Below are 22172 nucleotides of genomic sequence, written 5' to 3' on the forward strand. Positions count from 1 at the left end.
GAAACCTCCTTGGTCCGAGCGGTTGCCGGCACCGCCGGCAACCGAAATAGTCAGGGCTGGAGCAGGCTACCTGCCGCCATTCCCTCCGCCGCGAGACAGCGCGTCGATGGCCACGGCCAGAAGCAGGATTGCGCCGGAGAACATGAGCTTGTCGGCGGCGGATGCGCCCGACAGGTCCAGCCCGTTGCCCAGCGATCCGATCACCAACGCGCCAAGGAGCGCGTTCCACACCGAGCCGCGTCCGCCAAAGAGCGACGTGCCACCGATAACCGCTGCGCCGATGGCTTCCAGCAGCAGCGGCCCGCCGGCAAAGGCGTTGAACGAGACGGAGGCATAGCGGGAGGCGCCCACGATGCCGCCAATGGCCGCCATCATACCGACAATCCCGAAGGCCGCGACGCGTGTGCGTTGCACCGAGATTCCGACGCGGCGCGCCGATTCCTGGTTGCCACCTACTGCGAACAGCATTCTTCCGAAGGGCGTCGAGGTTGTGACCCATCCCAGCAGGGCCGTCATGCCGATCAGCAGAACGACCAGCAGCGGCACACCGCGATAGGAGTTGAGCGTCCAGACAGCCGCCAGGGCAAGGACGGCGAAGAAGGCGATCGAGCCATAGAGTGCTGCCGGCGTGTCGAGTTCCAGCCCGATGGCGCGGCGGCGCGCCTGTCGGCGCAACGCGAACCAGGCAAATACCGCCACGAAGGCCACGGCAAGTGCCCATCCAAGCGCAGGCGGGAGCGCCACGGTGGTGATGCCACGCACGAACGGGTCGCGCATGTTGATCGCACCGTGGATGCCGAGGATCTTGAGCATAAGCCCCTGGAAGCCGAGATTGCCCGCAAGCGTCACAACGAAAGACGGAATGCCGATATAGGCGATCAGCATGCCCTGCGTTGTGCCCATGACGATGCCCAGCACAATGGCGATCAGGCAGGCCAACGGCCCCCACATACCGACATTGGTCACCAGAACCGCCATCAGAGCGGCACAAACACCGGATGTTGCGGCTGCCGACAGGTCGATATCGCCAAGCAGGAGCACAACGGTGATGCCGACGGCGATCGTGCCCACCACGGCCGATTGCATGAACAGGTTGTAGAAATTGCGCGGGCTGAGGAAGACCGGCTCGGTGATGCCGAAATAGGCCCAGATACAGACCAGTGCCAGCAGCACCGGTCCGAACGCGCCAAAGCGGCTTTCGCGCATCATGACGAAACGCTGGCCCCAGCTAATGGTCGATGCTTTCTTGATCTGCATCGCCTCTGTCTTGATTGCCTGGTCAGGCTGCATTTGGAGCACCCTTGTCGATCCCGCGAGTCATCGCCACGACGATCTCGTCAGTGTTGGTTTGAGCCGTCTCGTAGACGGCCACGTTCCCGCCGTGGCGCAGCACGGTGATCCGGTCGGAGATTTCGAAAACATCCGCCATGTTGTGGGAGATATAGACAATCGCATGGCCGGCATCGCGCAGGTTCTTGACCGCCTGCAGCACTTGCTCGGTCTGCGCCACTCCAAGCGCGGCGGTGGGCTCGTCCAGAAGCACAACGGTCGAATCCGCTCCGACGGCACGGGCAATGGCAATCGCCTGACGTTGACCGCCAGAGAGACCGCCGACCTTGCCGCGTACCGATTGCAACGTGCGGACCTTGAGCCGGTCGATCGCCGCGAGCGCCTTTTTCTCCATGAGCAGATCATCAAGCGGACGCAGGATGCGGGGAAGGAACCCCCACCCCTCGTGCACCGGCTCGGACCCAAGATACATGTTGGCGGCCACGTCGAGATTCTCGCACAGCGCCAGATCCTGATAGACGATCTGAATGCCGTGATCGGCGGCGTCATAGGGTGTGTCGATCGTGACCGGTTGGTCGTCGAGAAAGAATTCACCCTCATCGCCGGAATAGGCCCCGGCGATGACCTTCATCAGGGTCGACTTCCCGGCACCATTGTCTCCCACCAGCGCCATGACCTCACCTCGGCGCACTTCGAAATCCACGCCACGCAGGGCCTCGACCCCGCCGAACCGCTTCTTCACACCCCGGCAAACGAGGTGCGGCGCGGTCGGTGGGGCTGCGCGCCCCACCGTGGTTTCTGCTCGATCCGACATCGAAGCCTCAGTTCTTGCAGAACGGCGTTTCTGCGGCTTCACCCTGACAAACGGCTTCCTTGGAGACGGAAAGGTCGTTTTCGATCACGTAGGCGACGCCTTCTTCACCGACGGCCACGTAGTGGGCAACCGGAACGAACGGGATCTGTGCGCCGGCGGAGTTCTCGACGGTGCCCTGGGTCAGCGACGAGGGATCTTCGCCTTTCAACAGCGCGGCCGTCACCTGGGCGGTAACGTGGGCCATTTCACCGAACGGGCGCCAGACCGACTGGCTCTGTTGGCCGAGGAGGATGAGCTGGAGCGCCTGCACCGTGCAGTCGAGACCTGTGACCGGAACCTTACCGTTCATGCCCTGCTCTTCCAGCGACGCGATGGCGGCACCGGCATTGCCGTCATTGGAGGACACGACGCCCTGCACATTGTTGTTGAGCTTGGTCAGCGCCTGGTCCATCGAGCGGCGTGCAATTGCCGGGTCCCAGCCCTGGGTCCAGTTCTCGTAGCCAAGAACGCGCTCGCCGGAGTCGAAGAGCGGTTGCAGCACGGACATCTGGCCAGCGGCGATCACACCGGCATTCGGGTCGGTCGGCGAGCCCTTGAGCAGCACGAGCGTGTCGCCCTTGGCGGTGTTGTCGACGACGTGTTGTGCCTGGCTGGCGCCGGTGGCAAACATGTCGGCCTGAACCCAGAAATCGGTATTGGCCGATTGCATCATACGGTCATACGCAATGGCGGGGACGCCGGCTTCTTCGGCGTTGTCCGCAATAATCGCGGCGGCTTCGCCGTCAATCGGGATCACGACGAGAACTTTCGCGCCCTTGGTCAGGGCCTGCTCGGCCTGACGCTGCTGGGTGGCGGTATCGTTATTGGCGTTGAAAACCTCGACTTTTGCGTCGGGGGCCAGTGCCTTCATGGCTTCCACGAAGAAATACGCATCCTGGCTTTCCCAGCGTGCATTCACGTTCTCGGGCAGCAGCATGGCCACCAGATCCTCGGCCATCGCCGTCGAAGCGAAACCGGTCGACAGGGCAAGGGTCGCGGCGCTTGCCGCCAGGGTTTTCAGTGTCTTGATCGAATGCATCGTGGCTCCTCCAGATTGATGCGGTCAAGGCCGGAGACCTTTGTGGCGATGGTTGGGGCGCAGCCTTTCCGGCCGGACGAAAACGTCCGACACGCCGGCTGACCGACCATCAAAAAATCTTCCGATATCCTCCCATGGACAGCGCCAAAGTGCCGAACCTCCATTCGTCACAAGACACCGCTCATATGACTAATCAAAACATATGATGTTTAATCCGTCGAGTCATTTCTTTCGAAGTGTTTTCCCGCAGGATTCCTCGCATGGGTATGGGAAGGGTTGGTTGACGTGTCCAGCGCCAGATCGACGAGCAATTCCTGGAACCGATGGTGCGGGCGGCACCGATGACCATTGTCGACGAATTGGGACAGACAATGGGTCAGGTGATCTCTGCGCATGCCAAGCGAGGTGGGTTGCATTTGGCGCGGGGCGGGTCTGCCAAGCGCTGAAACGGGAAGCGCCGCCCTTCATATGCAAGGCCGGATTTTCCGCATAGCCGACCAACACGGTATGCAGGCACCCCCAACTTTTTTCTTCGCTTCAACCCGACACGGCCAATCTTCTCTTTTGAATCGCGGTGAACAATCCCTGCGGATGCACCGCCGCCACGCACGCGATGATGAGACGAAAGCCATGGTTCGAGTCCTCAAATCACCTATTGGAGAGATGTAAAAACGTTTCAATATAACAATATCTTAAACGCAATACTTCGGTTGCCCGAGAGTATTCGAGTTCGGTTCTTTTCCGGCTCAATCAGGATGAACCGACTTCCTGAACTCCTAAGACCGGAGCTTCTGGATGCCTACTCGCGCACAACCCATCGCCGTCAAGGAAAAAACGGCTGCCGCCATGCTCGACATGCCGCCGGCCGAATTTCGACAACTGGTGGAGCGCGGAGCCCTGCCGCCGCCGTGTCAGATCGGAGAAGCCACACGTTGGCGTGTCGCCGATCTCGAAGCAATTCGAGACGGAACCAAGAAGTCGTACAATCGGGAGTTTGAAAAGATCCTCAAAAAAACGCCGACAAGCCGATGTCTTCGACGACCAAGTCAGCCATCCGGAAAAAAACTCAACGCCATGTCAGCAGCGCCACGAGCAGCGGACTGGATGTTGCAAGCAGTTTCCATTCTTTGGAACTATGCAAAAGATAAGCACGACTGGCCGCTTGGAGACAATCCGGCTCAGGGTGTAGACAAATACGGCTCGCCGCGAGGATTCCTGGCGTGGCCAGACTGGATGCTCGACGCGCTTGCCAAGGCACCCGACGATGTGCGTATCGCAGGGGAATTGATCCGTGGGACCGGACAGAGGCCCACTGCATCGATCAAGATGCTTTGAAGTGCTTTCAAGGGAGAATGGGTATCGGTCATAGATGAAAAGGGCGATAAAACCTTTGACATCTATTGCCCTGCCCGTCTGAGAACGTTGGTCGAGAGCCTTGAAGAAGGCCCCAGGCATGTACTTGCAAAGTCTGAGAAAGCGCCGTGTTCCTATGACGCCGTAGAGAACTCATTTCGTCGTGGCGGGACACCTTGGCAGAAATCGCAGAAAAGCACGACGATGACGCAAGACGCTATAGTCTCCACGGCCTTCGGAAGCGCGCGTGCGTTGAACTCGCCGAAGCCGGTTGCTCGGATGCAGAAATTCAGGCTGTAACGGGCCAAAGCCTCGGAACGGTCGCAAAGTATCGAAAGGAAGCGAACCAGAAGGCGATGTCTCGCACAGCGCAGATGCGGCGTTTCAAAGAGTGACGTGGGAGTCGGCTGTGGGAAGGCCGGAGGGCAAGAAGAAACCGGCCCCGCAGAACAGGGCCGGTTTTCTTTGCAATAACAAGTTGGTACCCGAGGCCGGACTCGAACCGGCACGCCTTGCGGCGGGGGATTTTGAATCCCCTGCGTCTACCATTCCGCCACTCGGGCCACCGGAAACTGATTTACCGTCTGTGCGGCGGCTCCACAAGTCGCCTTTGACCAGAAAGTGGTTAACCGATCATTGAAACAAGCCAGAGCGTTATAGCCGGGAAGTTGACAAGCAGAGCGACCCGCAGCAGATCGGAGAGAATGAACGGCGCAACGCCAGCATAAGTGCGACCGATACGGATATCCGGCGCAACTCCGTTGAGGATGAAAAGATTCATCCCCACTGGCGGCGTGATCAGCCCGACCTCAACCACGATCAACGCCAGGATGCCAAACCAGATCGCGGTCTGCTCCGCGCTCATGCCGAAATCCAGCGCCTCGATCACCGGCAGGAAAATCGGCACCGTCAACAGGATCATGCTGAGGCTCTCCATCACGCAGCCAAAGACGAGATAACACAGCAGCATCGCTGTCAGCACCAGCATCGGTGCCAGCCCCTGTTCCAGCACCCAGCCGGCGAGTTGATCCGGGGCGCGGGTCAACGCGAGGAACCCCTTGAAGACCTCCGCGCCGAGCAAGATGAAAAAGATCATCGCCGTCGCCTTGGCCGTCTCAAGAAAGCTCTCCAATAGACCGGAAAGATTTAATTTTCCGCCGAAAAAACCGTAGAGGGTCGTGGCGACGGCGCCGAAGGCCGCAGCCTCGTTCGGGGTGAAGAGCGCCTGATCGCCTGGTTTGCTCCAGTTCCAGTCGCCGATGATGCCGCCAATGGTCAGGCCGAAAATGGCGAAGACGGGCCATGTGGCGATCAGTGTCGACCAGCGCTCTGACCAAGGCTTGCGCGGACCGACCGGACCGGCCTCGGGACGCAGGCGAACGTAGATCGCGACGGTGATCATGTAGCCAATGGCGGCCAGCAGGCCCGGCAGAAGCGCGGCCGTGAACATCTTGACGATATTCTGCTCCGCGAGGATGGCGTAGAGCACGAGGATGATCGAGGGCGGGATCAGGATGCCAAGCGTGCCGCCGGCAGCCAGCACACCCGTGGAGAGCGCGTCCGAGTAGCCGCGTTTACGCATTTCAGGCAAGGCCACCTGCCCCATCGTCGAGGCCGTGGCGAGCGAGGAGCCGCATATCGCGCCGAACCCCGCGCAGGCGCCGACGGCTGCCATCGCGATTCCGCCGCGCTTGTGGCCCAGCCAGTCGGAAGCGGCGCGGAAAAGCGCAGCCGACATGCCGGTCCGCGTCGCCACCTGCCCCATCAGCAGGAAAAGCGGGATGATGGCGAGCCCCTGATTGGAAAAGGTCTCATAGGTGAGCGTCTTCATCTGCGCCATCGGGCCGGCCGGCGTGCCGATCACGTACCAGGTGCCGAAGAAGCCTGTCAGCCCCATCGCCAGCGCGATGGGCACCCGCAGGAAGACTCCAGACAGCATGAGCCCGAAGGCCGTGAGTGCCAGCGGCAGGCCGGTCATGGCGTGCCCTCCTGTCCGTCGCGCACCCAGCGAACCGCCCGCCCGACCGTATAGAGTCCCACAAGGACCATCATCGCCGCGCCCACCAGCGCCGTGGCGTAGAGAGTCCAAACCGGGATCTGCAGCTCATAGGTGGTTTCGGGATAGAAGGGTTTGTATCCCATGCCAAGAACGGCGCGCAACCCATCGGAACCATACGGAAACTTCTCACCAAATCCGAACCAGAGCTGGCGCAGGATGACGATGGAGGCGAGTGTGATCAGCAAGTCCCCCATTAGTCCGAACAGCGCCTGAACGCGCGGCGGGAAGCGGTCGGTCAGGATGTCGACCGTGACATGGCCGCGCTTGAGCTGGCACCAGGGCAGGAAGAAGAACACTGCGAGCGCGCAGCCATTGGCGACCATCTCGTAATCGCCGCGCAGGGCCGAGAGGCCAAACCCGTCTAGTGCCCGCCCGAGGATGGACAGGACCGTCATCGCCGCGAGGGCCAGGAGGATTGCGCCGCCGAGCCAAGCCAGCGCCCGGGCCCCGGCCTCGACAAGGACGCCGACGCGGCCGGCCGTCTTCTCTGTCACGTCAGTCCCCGAGTTTGCCCTGATAAGGCCGCGCATCGCTTGCGCCGATGATGGAGGATTGGGCATTGATTGCCTCGACCGTCAAGCCCGTCGCCTCTTTGTACGCGGCAGCAAAGACGCGGCGCTTCTCTTCCGGCATCACCGCGTCGATATCGTCGAACCCGTCGGGCGCAAGCTCGGCAATCGCATCGAGCACGGCATCCGGCCCCTGGCCGCGATTGGCCATGATGATCGCGTTGACCGACTCTCGGCGCTCGTCGTCGTAATCCTGTAGCGCCAGCGACGTCTCGCCGTGATCGCGCATCGACCGGGCCATGACGCGCGCATCGAGGATGCCCTGCGAGGCGCCGTTTGAGCCGATCGGATACATGGGATGCGCGGAGTCGCCCAGGAGCGCGATGCGGCCGTCATTCCAGGCTGGCATCGGGTCGCGATCGACCATCGGCCATTCCCAGACATCAGTGGTGCCGCCGATCAGCGCGGGAATGTCGAGCCAGTCGAAACGCCAGTCCTCGAAGCTCGGCAGAACGTCGTCGATCGAGCCCTTGCGCGACCAGTCCTGGGTCTCGTAATCGCGCTCCGGCGATTTCGGCATTTCTGCGATCCAGTGCACGAAACTCTGGGTTTTTCCACGTTGCCCAATCGGATAGGCGACGAACTTCATCCCCTTCGTGCCCGAGATCGTCATCGTGCGGCCACCGAGGAATTTCGGCGCGCGGGCCACGCCACGCCACATCATCGAGGTGCGCGGCTTGGCCGAGCCGACATCAGGGAAGACCTTCTCGCGGATCGAGGAGCGGGCGCCATCAGAGGCAACGAGAAGAGAGCCGCGCAGGCGGTCCAGCTCGTAGCCATATTGCCGGTCGGTCAGCACGACCTCCAATCCGCGCGGCGTCTCGAACCATTCGCTCACCTTGGCGCCGGCGAGGATCGCCTTGGGGCCGCAGCGTTCCAGCAGGGTTTCGTGCAGCATCATCTGCAGCGCGCCGCGGTGAATCGAGATCTGCGGAAACTTGTAGCCGGCTTCCAGCCCGCGCGGCTCCGACCAGACCTCCTGCCCCTGGTTGTTGAAATAACTGGTCCGCTCGGTCTGGATGCCGAGCGTCTCCAGCTTCTCCTTCAGGCCGAGATCATAGAGCTCGCGCACCGCGTGCGGCTGCAGGTTGATGCCGAAGCCCAGAGGGCGCAGTTCGGCGATCGCCTCGATGATACGGAAGGGAACGCCCACTTGGTGAAGGGAGAGACCAAGGGTAAGACCGGCGACACCGGCGCCAGCGATCAGGACAGTCATCGAAGATGCCTCCATTGGGGATGGCGAGCCGCGGCGCCCGCCCGGTTTGCCACTCCTATGCGCTGTTAGCGCCGCAAAATGCAACCGGGGAATGGGTTGGGAGCCGGATTGCATCGGGTGCAAGGTTGCGATTGGCGGGCCTGCAATGACGCCCTTGAAACGCGCAAAAATACCGTTTTGCGGCATGAAAATGCTGTATCGTTCTTCGAGACGGTGTGGTGGGCGCCGTGGGCTCCACAGGTATGAAACATCGCCGTCCCCCCCGTATTTCGTGCAATTGTCCGAGATACCTCTTGTTTTCGTACCGCTTTGGTTCCATTTCACTCCGGAAGTCCACAGCAGGTGCAAGGGCTCGCATTCGGAGTGGAAAGGCGAATTTCATGAAGTGGTTCTCGTTCGTGATCGCGGCGATTGTTGCCGGCATCGTGTATATGTTGATCATGGAACGCGAGGCGGTGTTCCGGTTCGCCGGGATCGAACCCGCCGCCGAGACCGTGATTGATGGCGCCGAGACGCCTGAAACCGACGCGGACACGCCAAAGGACGAGGTCCGTCGCGTGTCGGTCGTGGTGACGACCTCCCGCGCACAGGTCATCGACAGCGCCGTGGTGCTGCGCGGCCGGACCGAGGCCGTTCGGCAGGTCACCGTCATGGCCGAGACCACCGGCGCAGTCACCTCCGAGCCGTTGCGCAAGGGCGCGATGGTCGAGGCCGGGCAATTGCTCTGCGAGATCGATATCGGCACGCTCGCGGCCCAATTGTCGGAAACCCGCGCAAGGCTGGCCTCGGCGCGCGCCGGATTGCCTGTCTCCGAAGCGCGGGTCACGGAGGCCGAGGCGCTGCTGACGGAAGCGGAGATCAACAACCGCGCGGCCACCAAGCTGATCGAAGGCGGCTATGCCTCCGAAAGCCGCGTCGCCTCGACCCGGGCCAGCGTCTCGTCTGCGAAGGCCAATGTGGAATCGGCCCGCTCCGGCCTCGAAGCCGCGACCTCCATCGTCGAGGCCGCCGCCGCCGCCGTGGCGCTGACCGAGAAAGAAATGGAGCGGACCACCATCGAGGCCCCCTTCGCCGGGCTGCTGGAAACCGACACGGCCGAACTTGGCACCCTTCTCTCCGCCGGCGCGCCCTGCGCCACGGTGATCCAGCTCGATCCGATGAAGCTCGTGGGCTTCGTGCCCGAGACACAGGTCGAGAAGGTCGAGCCGGGTGCTCAGGCCCGCGCGCGGCTGGTCTCCGGCACCGAGCTTACCGGCGCCGTGACCTTCCTGTCCCGGTCCGCAGACCCGCTGACGCGGACGTTCCGGGTCGAGATCGAGGTGCCCAATCCGGGGCTGCTGATCCGCGACGGGCAGACGGCCGATATCGCCATTGCCGCGTCAGGCGAGCCGGCACATCTGCTGCCTGCCTCCGCCCTGACGCTGGACGATCACGGAACGCTTGGCATCCGCCACGCCGCCGAGGGCGAGACCGGCCCCGAAGCCGCCTTCCTGCCGGTCCTCTTCTTGCGCGACACGCCCGAGGGGATCTATGTCGCCGGGTTGCCGGACGAGGTCGAAGTGATCGTGGTCGGGCAAGAATATGTGACCGATGGCGTGCCGCTGGAGCTGACCTATCGTGCCGACGAGGTGAGCCAGTGAAACGCCGCGGGGAGGGAATGCCATGACAGGCATCGTCGATTGGGCCTCGCATCACACGCGCATGGCCGTGGGTATCATCCTGCTGGCGCTCTTCGCCGGCGCCCAGACCTATTTCAACCTGCCCAAGGAGGGTGAGCCGGATATCGAGATTCCGGCCGTCTTCATCTCCGTCCCCTTCCCCGGCATCTCCGCCGCCGATGCCGAGAAGCTGCTCGTCAAGCCGATGGAAACCGAGATGGCCGATCTCGACGGTCTGGACCGCATGTCCGGCACCGCTGTCGAGGGCTATGCCAACCTGGTGCTGGAGTTCGATTTCGGCTGGAACAAGTCAGCGACGCTTGCTGATGTTCGCGACGCGATGACCAAGGCAGAGGCGAATTTCCCCGAAGGCGCGGAGAACTACTCCGTCGAGGAGTTCAACTTCTCCGAGTTCCCGATCATCATCGTCAACCTGACCGGCCCCCTGCCCGAGCGCACATTGCTGCGTATTGCCAAAGACTTGCAGGACAGGCTCGAAGGGCTCGAGCCGGTGCTGGAAGCGGCCCTCACGGGCCATCGCGACGAGATGGTCGAGGTCATCATCGACCCGCTCAAGCTCGAAGCCTACAACGTCACCGCTGGCGAGTTGATCGGCGCGGTCGTCAACAACAACCAGCTCATCGCCGCCGGCGATATCGAGACCGAGGGCGGCGCCTTCGCGATCAAGATCCCGTCCTCGTTCGACAGTACGGGCGATATCTACGGCATCCCGGTCAAGGTGAACGGCGACTCCGTGGTCACGTTAGGCGATCTCACGACCATTTCCCTGACCTTCGAGGATCGGGAAGGCACAGCACGGTTCAACGGCGACAAGACAGTCGCGCTGCAGGTGGTCAAGCGCAAGGGGTATCCGGTGATCGACACCGCGGCTCTCGTGCGCGAAACCGTTGCCGCCGAGCGCGAGAAATGGCCTGCGGAACTGAAAGACGCGATTGTCGTCGGCACCTCCAACGACCAATCCGTGCAGGTCGGCTCGATGGTGCGCCAGCTTGAAGGCTCGGTGCTGACAGCCATCGGCCTCGTCATGATCGTGGTTCTGGCCGCGCTCGGCTCCCGCCCGGCGCTGCTGGTCGGCTTCGCCATCCCGACCTCATTCCTGCTCTGCTTCGGCTTCCTCGCCGCGATGGAAGTCACCATCTCCAACATGGTGATGTTCGGCCTCATTCTCGCGGTCGGCATGTTGGTGGACGGCGCCATCGTCGTGGTCGAATACGCGGATAAACGCATCCAGTCCGGGACCGGGCCGATGCATGCCTATGTCGAGGCCGCCAAGCGGATGTTCTGGCCCATCGTCAGTTCGACCGCGACAACGCTCTGCGCCTTCCTGCCGATGCTTTTCTGGCCGGGGGTTTCGGGCGAGTTCATGAAGATGCTGCCGATCACGCTGATCTTCGTGCTCTCGGCCTCGCTGGTTGTCGCGCTGGTCTTCCTGCCGGTGATCGGTGGCATCACCGGCCGTCTCGCCCGGAGTTTCCACAATGTCGCGGACGGCCTGCGCCGCTGGCCCTGGCTGCTCAAGGTCGCGCTCGTGCCGCCGTCGATGTATCTCCTCTTTCTCGGCGCGATGCAGGTGCTGAACCCGAGCTATATCCTGCCCGCGGATGTCCCGACCGGCGCTGGCCGTATCTTCGGCATGCTCCTGCTCTTCTTCGGCGCTTTCGCGACCTCGATCACCGCCGACGCCGCCCGGCCGAAATGGCGCCGCAAACGGATCAAGGGCGGCTACCAACGCACGGCCTTCGGACATTTCATCAAGTTCCTGGTCGGCAACCCGATCATGCCGCTGGTCACCATCGGCACCGTCGCCTTCTTCATCGTCTCGGTCTTCGCCTATTTCGGCGAGAACAATAACGGCACGGAGTTCTTCGTCGAAAGCGAGCCGGAACAGGCGATCGTCTATGTCCGCGCGCGCGGCAACCTCTCCATCACGGAAAAGGACTCGCTGGTCGAGCAGGTCGAGCAGATCGCGCTTGCCGAGCCCGGCGTGGATTCAGTCTTTGCCTTCGCTGGCGAGGGCGGCCTGAATGCCAATACCGGCGGCGCCCAGAGCCCGCGCGACACGATCGGCCAGATCCAGATCGAGATGATCCGCTGGGAGGATCGCAATCACCTTCCGGACCTGGACGGCAACCTCGTGCTCGACCGGTTGCGCGCCAAGATGGAGAAGATTCCGGGCATCTATGTCGAGGTTCTCGATCTCGCCATGGGGCCCGGCGCCGGCAAGCCGGTGCATCTGCGCCTGACCGGCGACGATTGGGAGGAGCTGCAAACCGCCGCCCTCGCCGCCCGGTCGAAGTTCGAGGACACGGCGGGGCTGTTCGATATCGAGGACACGCTGCCCCTGCCCGGCATCGACTGGCAGATCGACGTGGATGTCGAGAAGGCCGGCCGCTACGGCGCCGATGTGGCAACCGTTGGCGCGATGGTCCAGCTCGTCACCCGGGGCATCCTGCTCGACACGATGCGCGTGGACAGCTCCGACGAAGAGATCGACATCCGCGTGCGCCTGCCCGAGAAGGATCGCCTGCTCTCGACGCTGGACAGCCTCAAGGTCCGCACTGTCGACGGACTGGTCCCGCTGTCGAATTTCATCACCCGTCAGCCGGTTCCCAAACTGGCCCGGATCGACCGGGTGGACCAGCAGCGATATTACGACGTGAAGGCGGATCTGACGCCCGGGCTGGTCAAGCTGATCAACACGGAAGGCGAGACGGTGGACGTGATCACCGCCGAGGCCGCCGCGGCGGGTCAGGCAATGCGCATCGACGAGGAGGGCCTCACCAAGGCGCCGCTGACCGCCTCGGAGCGGATTGCCACCCTGACCGAATGGATCGAGACCGAGCAGCCCTTCGGCACCGATGTCGGCTGGCAATGGACCGGAGATGAAGAAGAGCAGCAGGAGAGCCAGGAATTCCTCGGGAAGGCCTTCGGCGCCGCTCTCGGGCTGATGTTCATCATCCTGCTGACGCAGTTCAACTCGATCTACAATTCCGTGCTGGTGCTGCTGGCCGTCGTGCTCTCGACCTCGGGCGTTCTGATCGGGATGCTGGTCATGGACCAGACCTTCTCCATCATCATGACCGGCACCGGCATTGTCGCGCTGGCGGGCATCGTGGTGAACAACAATATCGTGTTGATCGACACCTATATGGAGTTCTCCGGCTACATGCCGAGGATCGAGGCGATCATCCGCACCGCTGAACAGCGCCTGCGGCCGGTCCTGCTGACCACCTCGACCACCATCGCCGGCCTGACGCCGATGATGCTCGGGATCAGCCTCGACTTCTTCAATGGTGGCTACACGCTGGACAGCCCCACCGCGCTCTGGTGGAAGCAACTCGCCACGGCGGTGGTCTTCGGGCTGGGCACGGCGACGGTGCTGACGCTGGTGGTAACGCCGGCCATGCTGGCGCTGCGGGTCTGGTTCTGGGAAGGCGCCTATCGCAGCCTGAGGGGCCTGCGCGCCGTAAGTTTCGGCCGTGGCAGCCGTGCGGCGCGTGACGTGGCCCTCACCCGCGCCGCCCGCCGCGCCCGCAGTCCCGAGCTGATCTGGGTCGATGCCCCCGAAGCGCTGGACGGCGAAGTCGTCAACACCGATCCGGCGGAACTCGCCGATAAGAAACCGCCGGAGCTTCCGAGCCCCGGCGAGCCGAGCGGTGACAAGCCGCTCCGCGCGGCGGAGTAAATGTCGAGAGCGACGCCGGGCGCACGCCTCGGCTTCGGCTCGGCGGGTCAGGATGCGGACAGTGCGGCCATTCGCTGTTCGCGACGGTAGCCGTGCCAACGCCTGCCCGTGGGATGGCGGTGCACAGGTTTTGGTCCGCATTTTCTCTCGACCAGATCGGACGAAGATCGGAGCAATGCGCGCGGATGGCAAAGCGACAGCCCGCCCGGACGGGCAAACGCCGGAGCGCCGGATTCGCCTTGCTGCCATGCCGGACGGCACTCAGGCATCAGGTCCCCCTCGGCTCAAACCGTGCCCCGAAGGCCGGACGCCATTCTTGCAATCTAGCCGAACATCTCCTGCAGATCGACGCTCCCGCGCTCGTTCAGGTCCGGCTTATGCGCGGCAAGAAAACCGTCAGCCGCCGCCCGCCCCGCCGCTTTCAGCCGCGTCAGGATCACCGGGGAAGGCACGATCTTCGTCGCCACGGAAAGATCGCGCATGAAGTCGTCATCGGCGATCATGTGAACCAGCACGTCCCGCATCCCCTCGACCCGGTTCTCGGCAACCAATCGGTGCACGAAATGGATCGCCCGCAGCTCCCGCAGCAAGGAGGAGTTGAAGCTGATCTCGTTGATCCGGTTCTGGATATCTCCCCCCGATGTCGGCACATCCGGCCGGAAGAGCGGGTTGATATTCACCACCAGCACATCCGCTGGCAGGTCCGTCCGGAAGAGCGGGAAAAGCGCAGGGTTGCCAGTATAACCGCCATCCCAGAACGCTTCGACCTGCCCGGTCCTCTCGTCGTGGATCTCGACGGCCTGGAAAATCGACGGCAAGCAGCCAGAGGCAAGGATCGACTGCGTCGAGATTTCCGTCCCTTCGAAGACCCGGATCTTGCCCGAGCGTACATTGGTCGCCGAGACAAAGAGCGCAGGCCCGGTCTCGGCACAGACCCGATCATAGGCGAACCGTTCGACGATCCGTTCCAAAGGGTTGGAATAGAAAGGTCCATAGGCATAGGGACTGACCACACGGCTCGCCATGTCGGCCATGGCAAAAAGCGGCGAGTTCTCCAGAACGGCGGAATAGACCTCGCTCGGAGGGGCAAAGGGCGCGAACCAATGGGTCAGCCGCAGGTCTTGAACGCCCGCGATCTGGTGCCAGAGCCAGTCGAGATTGGCCTTCGCCGCCGCCCGGTCCTTCCCCTTGCCATCGGCCACGAGCCCGGCCTTCAGCGCCGCGCCGTTCAGCGCCCCGGCCGAGGTGCCGGAAATACCGGCGATCTCGATATCCTCTTCCTCCAGCAGCCGGTCGATCACACCCCAGGTAAAGGCGCCATGGGCGCCCCCGCCCTGCAAAGCCAGGTTGATCCGCTTCATCTTCAGACCCTTTCATACCAATCATGCCCCCGGGGGGAGGAGAGCCCCGCAGGGGCGCGACCGGGGGGCGGAGCCCCCCGCCACCGAACAGCTCAGAGCGCCGTCCAGCCGCCATCGACGCTGATCGTCGTTCCGGTGATCTGGTCTGCCGCGGGCGAGCTGAGGAAAACGCAGGTTCCGCCGAGCTGTTCGACGGTGGCGAATTCCTTCGACGGTTGGCGCGAGAGCATGACCTCGCGGATCACCTCCTCGCGCTCCATCCCGTATTCCTTCATCGTGTTCGGGATCTGAGCTTCGACCAACGGCGTCAACACATAGCCCGGGCAGATCGCGTTGACCGTGATCGGCTCCTGCGCCGTCTCCAGCGCCACGGATTTGGTCATCCCAACCACGCCATGCTTGGCCGCAACGTAAGCCGCCTTGTAGGGCGAGGCGGTCAACCCATGGGCGGAGGCGATATTGATCACCCGCCCCCAACCAGCGGCGCGCATCTTCGGCAAGGCGGCGGCAGTGGTATGGAAGGCCGAGTTCATGTTGATCGCGATGATCGCATCCCATTTCTCGACCGGAAATTCGTCGATGGGCGCCACGAACTGAATGCCGGCATTGTTGATCAGGATATCGCAGGATCCTGCCGCATCGATCAGCGCCCGGCATTCCTCGCCCTTCGACATGTCCGCCTTGATATAGCGCGCGGAAACACCGGTTTCGGCTTCTATCTCGGCGGCCAGTGCATGATCTTCCTCAGTGTCCGTGAATGAGTTCAGAACGACATCCGCCCCGGCCCGTGCCAGTTCCCGGGCCACGCCCAGCCCGATCCCGGAATTCGACCCCGTGATGACGGCAGTTTTCCCCTTGAGTGACATATTCCCTCTCCCTGTTCATTGCTTGGGTGCAGCATACATGCTGCGCGCGCGAAATGAAGAAAAAGCGGGGGAGAAAAGTGATCCGAAGCCAGCTATTTGCCCCCGTTTCAGGTCTGTCTCGGCCTGTCGCGTTGGGGGCGGTCCGGCGCTGGCGCGGCGGCCTTCGGCCTTGTTTCCGTGCCGTGAGCGCCGATCCGCAACCATGTCGATCAGCAGCGGCGCCCCGACCAGTGACGACAGGCCGACGCCCCCGCCGCACGGTTCTCCTTACCCCCGCAGCCGCTTGATCAGCGAGGACGTATCCCAGCGTCCGCCGCCCATCTCCTGCACATCCTTGTAAAACCCGTCGATCAAGGTCGTCACCGGCAGGCTCGCCCCGATCTCCGATGCCGTCTCAAGACAGATCCCGAGATCCTTGCGCATCAGGTCGACAGCGAATCCATAGTCGAAATGATCGTCCAGCATCGTCTCCGAACGGTTGTCCATCTGCCACGACCCCGCCGCGCCAGCTGAAATCGCCGCGACCAGCGCCCGCCCGTCGAGCCCGGCCTTCTCGGCAAAGCTCAGAGCTTCCGAGAGCCCCTGCACCACCCCGGCAACGGCAATCTGGTTGCACATCTTCGCCATCTGACCCGCGCCGACATCACCAAGCCGCAGACAGCTCTTCGCATAGGCGTCGAGCACCGGCGCAACGCGGTCAAAGACCTCCGCGTCGCCGCCGCACATCACCGCGAGCTGGCCGGACTCCGCCCCCGCCTGCCCGCCCGACACCGGCGCATCGACGAACCCAATCCCGAGATCCGCCGCCGCGCCGTAGAGTTCGCGTGCCACTGTCGCGGACGCCGTGGTGTGGTCGGCAAAGACCGTGCCCGACGCCATCGCGGCGAACGCCCCATCCGCGCCCTTACAGACCTGCCGCAGATCGTCGTCATTGCCGACACAGGACATGACATATTCCGCCCCCGCCGCCGCCTCCGCAGGGGTCTTCCCCAATGTGCCGCCATGCTCGGCCACCCAGGCCTCCGCTTTCGCCGTGGTCCGGTTATAGACCGTCACCGCGTGACCGGCGCGCCTGAGATGCGCCGCCATCGGGTAGCCCATGACCCCCAGACCGAGAAATGCAACCTTCGCCATGTCTTCCCCCTTCGTCAGCCTTGCACTAGGTTCGCCCCAGACCTAACCGGCCTCGCGCCGGGGTCAATTGAAAGGGGCAGGATGGAACGGGTTTTCCGCTGGACATTGCGGTTGCTGACAAGCGTGCTTGTGCTTGCGGCAGGCGCGGCGATGCTGGCCTATTTCTTCGCCAGCCGCTCGCTGCCGGACTATGACGCGACCTGGTCCGTCGAGGGGATCGGTGCGCCGGTCGAGATCGTGCGCGACAATGCCAATGTCCCGCATATCTTCGGCGAGAACGACGCCGATGTGTTCTACGGGCTCGGATTTGCCCATGCGCAGGACCGGCTCTGGCAGATGACACTCCTGCGCCGCAAGACGCAGGGTCGCCTCTCCGAGCTCTTCGGCGCCCGCACGGTCCAGGCCGACGAGTTCCTGCGCCGGCTGGATCTCTACCGCAACGCTACAGCCTCTGTTCAGCATCTGGAGCCACACAGCCAGGAGATGTTGCGGGCCTATGCGGCGGGCGTGAATGCCTGGATTCGCAAGGTCAACGATGAGGCTCTCGGACGCGGCGCGCCGGAATTCTTCCTCTTCGAGCCGGAAATCGCCCCCTGGCAGCCCGCCGATTCCCTTGCCATTGCCAAGCTGATGGCGCTGGTACTCTCGCCGCATATGCAAAACGAGATCCTGCGCGCCTCGGCCGCGCTCGCGCTCCCGCCCGAGCGGCTGGCCGACCTGATGCCGGATGTGCCCGGCGACGCCGATGTCGGCGCGCCGGATTACGGCGCCCTTTTCCCAGAACGGCCCGGATTCGCGCGCACGCCCGATTGGCCAACAGACCCGTTGCACCCGCTCGGCCAGCCGCGCCTTTCGGGTGCCTCCAATGCCTGGGCGGCCGCGCCCGCGCGCTCGGCCGCCGGGGCCGCCCTGGTCGCCAACGACCCGCATCTCGGACTGTCGGCGCCAACGATCTGGTACCTGGCGCGGATGGAGCTGCGCTCGGGCGGCGTGATCGGTGGCACGATCCCCGGCCTTCCGGCGGTGATGGCGGGGCGCTCCGCGCATCTCGGCTGGGGGCTGACCGCGGCCTATGCCGATGATCAGGATCTCTACATGGAGGAGCTGAACCCCGCCAATACCGAGACCTATCGGACCCCGCGCGGCTGGAAACCCTTCCGCACCGAGCGCTCCATTATCCGGGTCAAGGAGGCCGACCCGGTCACCATCACCCTGCGTTGGACGGAGAACGGCCCGGTCCTGCCCGGCAGCCATCTCGGCCTCGACGGCGTCACGCCGCCGGGCCATGTCGCCGCGCTCGCCTGGACCGCCCTCTCCGACGAGGACAGTTCCTTCGACGCCATGCTCGGCCTGATGGAGGCGCAGGATGTGACCTCGGCAATCGAGGCCGGCGCGCGCCATGTCGCCCCGGCGGTGAACATGATCCTGGCCGACAAGGACGGCGTTGCGCTCCAGTTGATGGGCGCGCTGCCCGCGCGCGACCCCGACCATGTCAGCCAGGGGCGCCTGCCTTCGCTTGGCTGGCAGGCGCGCAATCGCTGGCAAGGCACCCTGCCCTATGAGCGCAACCCGCGCCTGCGCGACCCTGCGGGCGGCATTGTCGGCAATACCAACAACAAGACCACGGATCGCCCCTTTCCCGAGCATGTCAGCTTCCTGTGGGGCGACACGCAGCGCATCCAGCGCTGGCAGAAGCTGATGGCGGAGCGCGAGGTTCATACCCGCGAGAGTTTCATCGCCGCCCAGCTCGACACCGTCTCCTTCACCGCCCGCGCCCTGCTGCCCCTGATTGCGCGTGACCTGTGGTACACGGGCGAGGCCGCCCCCGAAGGCACGCCCGAGCGGCAACGCCAGAAGGCGCTGGAACTGCTCGCCAACTGGAATGGCGAGATGAACGAGCACCTGCCGGAGCCGCTGATCTATGCCGCCTGGCTGCGGCAATTGCAGAAGAAGCTGATCGTCGATGATCTCGGCCAGCTCTCGGACGCCTTCCTGCATCCCGAACCGCTCTTCATAGAGCGCGTCTTCCGCGATATCGACGGCGCCTCGGCCTGGTGCGACATCAGGCAATCGACCATGCATGAAACCTGTTCGGACACCGCCCGCATCGCGCTGGACGAGGCACTGCTCTGGATCGGCGAGCGCTATGGCACGGCGCTGGAGAGCCTCCGCTGGGGCGATGCGCATGAGGCGCGGCATGATCACGAGGTGCTGGGCGCAGCCCCCGTACTCCGGTGGTTCGTCAATATCCGGCAATCGACCTCGGGAGGCGACAACACGCTGCAACGTGCCCAAACCCTTGGGACCGGACGCGACCCCTTCGCCAATGTGCATGCGGCGGGCTATCGCGGCGTCTATGATTTCGCTGATCCCGATGCCTCGGTTTTCATCACGGCGACCGGCCAGTCCGGCCACCCGCTGAGTCGGCATTACGACGATCTCGGGGACCTGTGGCGGCGCGGAGAGTACATCCCGATGACGCTCGATCCGGAGCTGGCGCGGGCTGGCGCGGTTGGGGTCACGCGTTTGCAGCCAGATCAACCGTGATTTTGGTGCAAAAGCACGGGCTCCCCCCCAAGGAGCGCCCTGCCAGCCCTTAGCCGATATCGAGGGCAAACATGTCCGCATCGCCGCTCGAAAGCGCCGTATCGACCGCGAATCCCGCCTTCTCCAACACCCGGGCCGAGGCGGGGTTTCCCGTATCGACCCCACCGAACAGCCGCCGCGGCCCACAGCCGTCCAGCGCCGCCACGAGGCCGGACAGAAGCTCTGACGCCAGCCCCTGCCCCCAGACCGCCTCCCCGAGCAGGTAGCCGATATGGAGGCCGGGACGGATGCTGTCTCCCGCGTCCTCGACCAGGATCAGCAAGCCGACCAGTGCGCCATTCTCCGTGAGATCGACCCGCAGGACCTCGCTCTCCCGTGCCCGCGCGTCGATCCACCGGCCAATGCAATCCCGTTGGCCGCCCAGCTGCATCGATGGCGGAAGATGCGCCAGCACAGCCTCGGTCAACAGACCCGCCAGCGCCGCCTCAAGCGCCAGCCGCGCCTCCGGCTCCTCGATATCCTGCCGCCAGGACCGGACCGAGAGCCGCTCGGTGGCAAATCGTTCCAGGATCATGCGCCCGCTCCCGGCGCGACCAGGTCGAAACCGGCCTCACCGAGGCAGCGCCCATTCACCTGCACCCGCAGCGCGTGGCGCCCCGGATACAGCGTGAAGGTCGTCGCATCGCCCTTGAACCGGTGCTTCTTGCGCAGAGCCACCGGTTTTCCCGCCAGCAAAACCGTATCTTTCAGCCGGAACACCTTCTCGCCCCGACGACCGCCTGCCTTCTCGAACTCGACGACGTAATCGACGAGAGCCGGCACCGATGCGTCCGCCCGCAGCGTGACCGTGAACTCAAGCACAGCACCGATCTCGACCCGTTGCGAGCCCAGCTCCAGCCCCTCAAGCGCAACCGGCGCCTCCGTGCGATAGCCCAGATGCGCCAGCGCTCGCGCATCCCCCGCCTTAAGCAGGGTCCGCAGGGAATGGCGCGCCATCCAGGTCAGTTCCGCCCGGTCTTGCCGCCCCTCCGAACGCCACGCCTCCAGCCGCGCCAGCACCGTCTCCGGGTCGCGCTTGGCAATATCGTTGAGATGATTGGAGACCGAACGCGTCACATAACGCGTCGGGTCCGAATGGAGACGGTCCAGCAGCGGCAATGCCCACTCGGGCGGCAGCGCGATCGCCCGCGCCCAGGGAAGCTTTGGCCGTGTCCCTTCGCTCACCAGCCGGCGAACGTGATAGTTCGGATGCTCGACCCAGAGCGCCATCCGCGCCAGCACCTCCTCCGGCCAGCGGTCGAGGAAGGCGCGAATGGACATCTCCATGGAGAACCGCTGTGTCAACGCCTCCAGCAGATCCAGCGCCGGTTCGGGCTGTTCCAGCCCCAGCCGTTCCACCACCACGCCGAAAGGCGCGATGATGAAATCGCCGAAATCGTCATCACTGCGCTCGGGGTCCAGCGGTGGCGGCAGGGCGCGCGCGATCACTGCGGCGGCGGCGGGGAATTCCGCCGGAAGCCGCGCCATCAGGCAGTCCGCGATCCAGTCGATCCGCTGTTTGAGTTCGAGCTCAGGAAACCGCGCGACCGCCTGCTCGACAAGGCCGCCCCCATCGAATCCCGGCTCCGCGGTCTCCAACCAGCCGGCCAGACGGACCATCTTTTCGCGATTGAAAAGCTGGTCCTTAAGGCTGAACCCGCTGCCGCTCACATCGACAGGTTGGTGGCGCCGCCATCGAGCAGGACATTCTGCCCGACGATGAACTGTGCCTGCTGGCTGCAGAGGAACGCGCAGGTGGCGCCGAAATCTGCGGCCGAGCCGTATTTCCCCGTCGGGATCGTCGCAAGGCGCGTGGCCCGTGCCTCATCGACCGTGATCCCTTCCCGCGCGGCTGCCCCGGCATCAAGACTGATCATCCGGTCCGTCGCATGGATCCCGGGCAGAAGGTTGTTGATCGTCACCCCGCTCGACGCCACCTGTCGCGCGGTCCCCGCAACATAGCCTGTCAGCCCTGCTCGCGCCGCATTGGACAGGCCAAGAACCGCCACCGGCGCCTTGACCGAGACGGAGGTGATATTGACCACACGCCCCCAGCCGCGCTCCATCATGCCCGGTAGCTGCGCTTTCATCAGCGCAATCGGCGTCAGCATGTTGGCGTCCAGCGCGCCGATGAAATCCTCGCGCTCCCAGTCGGTCCACATACCCGGCGGCGGCCCGCCGGCATTGGTGACAAGAATATCGACTTGTCCGGCCACCTCCAGCACCTGCGCCCGGCCGTCCTCCCCGGTCACATCCGCGGCAACCGCCTCGACCGAGACGCCATATGCCGCCCGGATCGCCTCGGCCGTGGCCTCCAGCGCTTCCGCTCCCCGCGCGTTCAGCACCAGGTCACAGCCCGCCGCCGCCAGCGCCTCGGCGCAGCCGCGCCCCAAGCCCTTGGACGACGCCGTCACCAGCGCCCGCTTGCCCGAAATTCCCAGATCCATGCGATGTCCTTCCATCCGTCGCGCCCCTCCCGGGC

16 protein-coding genes and 1 tRNA gene are annotated in these 22172 nt (G+C 64.1%); 4 read left to right on the forward strand and 13 right to left on the reverse strand.

Going from position 1 to position 22172, the window contains the following annotated elements; translation table 11 throughout:
- Positions 1–66: 66 nt before the first annotated feature.
- Genes R3X27_RS03955 through R3X27_RS03965 form a run of 3 tightly spaced genes read right to left on the reverse strand, consistent with a single transcriptional unit; the run spans position 67 to position 3182 of the window.
- Complete coding sequence (locus tag R3X27_RS03955) at positions 67–1257, reverse strand: ABC transporter permease subunit (RefSeq protein WP_317707524.1); 1191 nt, start codon at positions 1255–1257, stop codon at positions 67–69.
- A gap of 22 nt (positions 1258–1279) precedes the next feature.
- The gene (locus R3X27_RS03960) at positions 1280–2104 is read right to left on the reverse strand and encodes an ATP-binding cassette domain-containing protein (protein ID WP_317707525.1); all 825 of its coding nucleotides are present in this window, start codon (positions 2102–2104) and stop codon (positions 1280–1282) included.
- Positions 2105–2111: 7 nt separating this feature from the next.
- Positions 2112–3182 (reverse strand): sugar ABC transporter substrate-binding protein, encoded by a 1071-nt coding sequence (locus R3X27_RS03965; RefSeq protein WP_317707526.1) that lies wholly within the window; start codon positions 3180–3182, stop codon positions 2112–2114.
- Between the two features lie 795 nt (positions 3183–3977).
- Between R3X27_RS03965 and R3X27_RS03970 the strand changes: the two genes are divergently transcribed.
- On the forward strand, positions 3978–4517 hold the full coding sequence (locus R3X27_RS03970; RefSeq protein ID WP_317707527.1) for a hypothetical protein: 540 nt from the start codon (positions 3978–3980) through the stop codon (positions 4515–4517).
- Between the two features lie 497 nt (positions 4518–5014).
- Here the strand turns inward: R3X27_RS03970 and R3X27_RS03975 are convergent.
- The 4 genes from R3X27_RS03975 to R3X27_RS03990 all read right to left on the reverse strand — a co-directional run bounded on the left by R3X27_RS03975 (position 5015) and on the right by R3X27_RS03990 (position 8379).
- Positions 5015–5098 (reverse strand) — tRNA-Leu (locus R3X27_RS03975).
- Positions 5099–5160: 62 nt separating this feature from the next.
- A complete protein-coding gene (locus R3X27_RS03980) occupies positions 5161–6513 on the reverse strand; it encodes a TRAP transporter large permease (RefSeq protein WP_317707528.1) in 1353 nt (450 codons plus the stop codon).
- Positions 6510–7088: a TRAP transporter small permease gene (locus R3X27_RS03985; RefSeq protein ID WP_317707529.1), complete on the reverse strand. Its 579-nt coding sequence runs from the start codon at positions 7086–7088 to the stop codon at positions 6510–6512. The genes R3X27_RS03980 and R3X27_RS03985 overlap by 4 nt, the downstream gene beginning before the upstream one ends.
- Before the next feature lies 1 nt (position 7089).
- Positions 7090–8379 (reverse strand): flavin-dependent oxidoreductase, encoded by a 1290-nt coding sequence (locus R3X27_RS03990; RefSeq protein ID WP_317707530.1) that lies wholly within the window; start codon positions 8377–8379, stop codon positions 7090–7092.
- Between the two features lie 380 nt (positions 8380–8759).
- On the opposite strand from R3X27_RS03990, the gene R3X27_RS03995 reads away from it, so the two are divergent.
- Positions 8760–10019, forward strand: a complete 1260-nt coding sequence (locus R3X27_RS03995) for an efflux RND transporter periplasmic adaptor subunit (RefSeq protein ID WP_317707531.1) — start codon at positions 8760–8762, stop codon at positions 10017–10019.
- Positions 10020–10041: 22 nt separating this feature from the next.
- The gene (locus R3X27_RS04000; RefSeq protein WP_317707532.1) at positions 10042–13743 is read left to right on the forward strand and encodes an efflux RND transporter permease subunit; all 3702 of its coding nucleotides are present in this window, start codon (positions 10042–10044) and stop codon (positions 13741–13743) included.
- Between the two features lie 323 nt (positions 13744–14066).
- Here the strand turns inward: R3X27_RS04000 and R3X27_RS04005 are convergent, their stop codons facing one another.
- The 3 genes from R3X27_RS04005 to R3X27_RS04015 form a co-directional block, all read right to left on the reverse strand.
- On the reverse strand, positions 14067–15104 hold the full coding sequence (locus tag R3X27_RS04005; RefSeq protein WP_317707533.1) for a patatin-like phospholipase family protein: 1038 nt from the start codon (positions 15102–15104) through the stop codon (positions 14067–14069).
- A 92-nt stretch (positions 15105–15196) separates the two neighbouring features.
- The gene (locus R3X27_RS04010) at positions 15197–15970 is read right to left on the reverse strand and encodes a 3-hydroxybutyrate dehydrogenase (protein ID WP_317707534.1); all 774 of its coding nucleotides are present in this window, start codon (positions 15968–15970) and stop codon (positions 15197–15199) included.
- 267 nt (positions 15971–16237) lie between these two features.
- Positions 16238–17104 (reverse strand): NAD(P)-dependent oxidoreductase, encoded by an 867-nt coding sequence (locus tag R3X27_RS04015; RefSeq protein ID WP_317707535.1) that lies wholly within the window; start codon positions 17102–17104, stop codon positions 16238–16240.
- Positions 17105–17185: 81 nt separating this feature from the next.
- Between R3X27_RS04015 and R3X27_RS04020 the strand changes: the two genes are divergently transcribed.
- Positions 17186–19651, forward strand: coding sequence for a penicillin acylase family protein (locus R3X27_RS04020; protein ID WP_317707536.1), 2466 nt, complete (start codon positions 17186–17188; stop codon positions 19649–19651).
- Between the two features lie 49 nt (positions 19652–19700).
- Here R3X27_RS04020 and R3X27_RS04025 read toward each other — a convergent pair whose 3' ends face one another.
- The 3 genes from R3X27_RS04025 to R3X27_RS04035 are packed head-to-tail and all read right to left on the reverse strand — an operon-like array spanning position 19701 to position 22137.
- Complete coding sequence (locus R3X27_RS04025; RefSeq protein ID WP_317707537.1) at positions 19701–20225, reverse strand: GNAT family N-acetyltransferase; 525 nt, start codon at positions 20223–20225, stop codon at positions 19701–19703.
- Positions 20222–21310, reverse strand: coding sequence for a hypothetical protein (locus tag R3X27_RS04030; RefSeq protein ID WP_317707538.1), 1089 nt, complete (start codon positions 21308–21310; stop codon positions 20222–20224). Before R3X27_RS04030 ends, R3X27_RS04025 begins: the two co-directional genes overlap by 4 nt.
- 47 nt (positions 21311–21357) lie before the next feature.
- Positions 21358–22137, reverse strand: coding sequence for an SDR family oxidoreductase (locus tag R3X27_RS04035; RefSeq protein ID WP_317707547.1), 780 nt, complete (start codon positions 22135–22137; stop codon positions 21358–21360).
- Positions 22138–22172 lie beyond the last annotated feature (35 nt).

This window comes from Tropicimonas sp. TH_r6, from assembly GCF_033101155.1.
Classification (GTDB): Bacteria; Pseudomonadota; Alphaproteobacteria; order Rhodobacterales; family Rhodobacteraceae; genus Tropicimonas.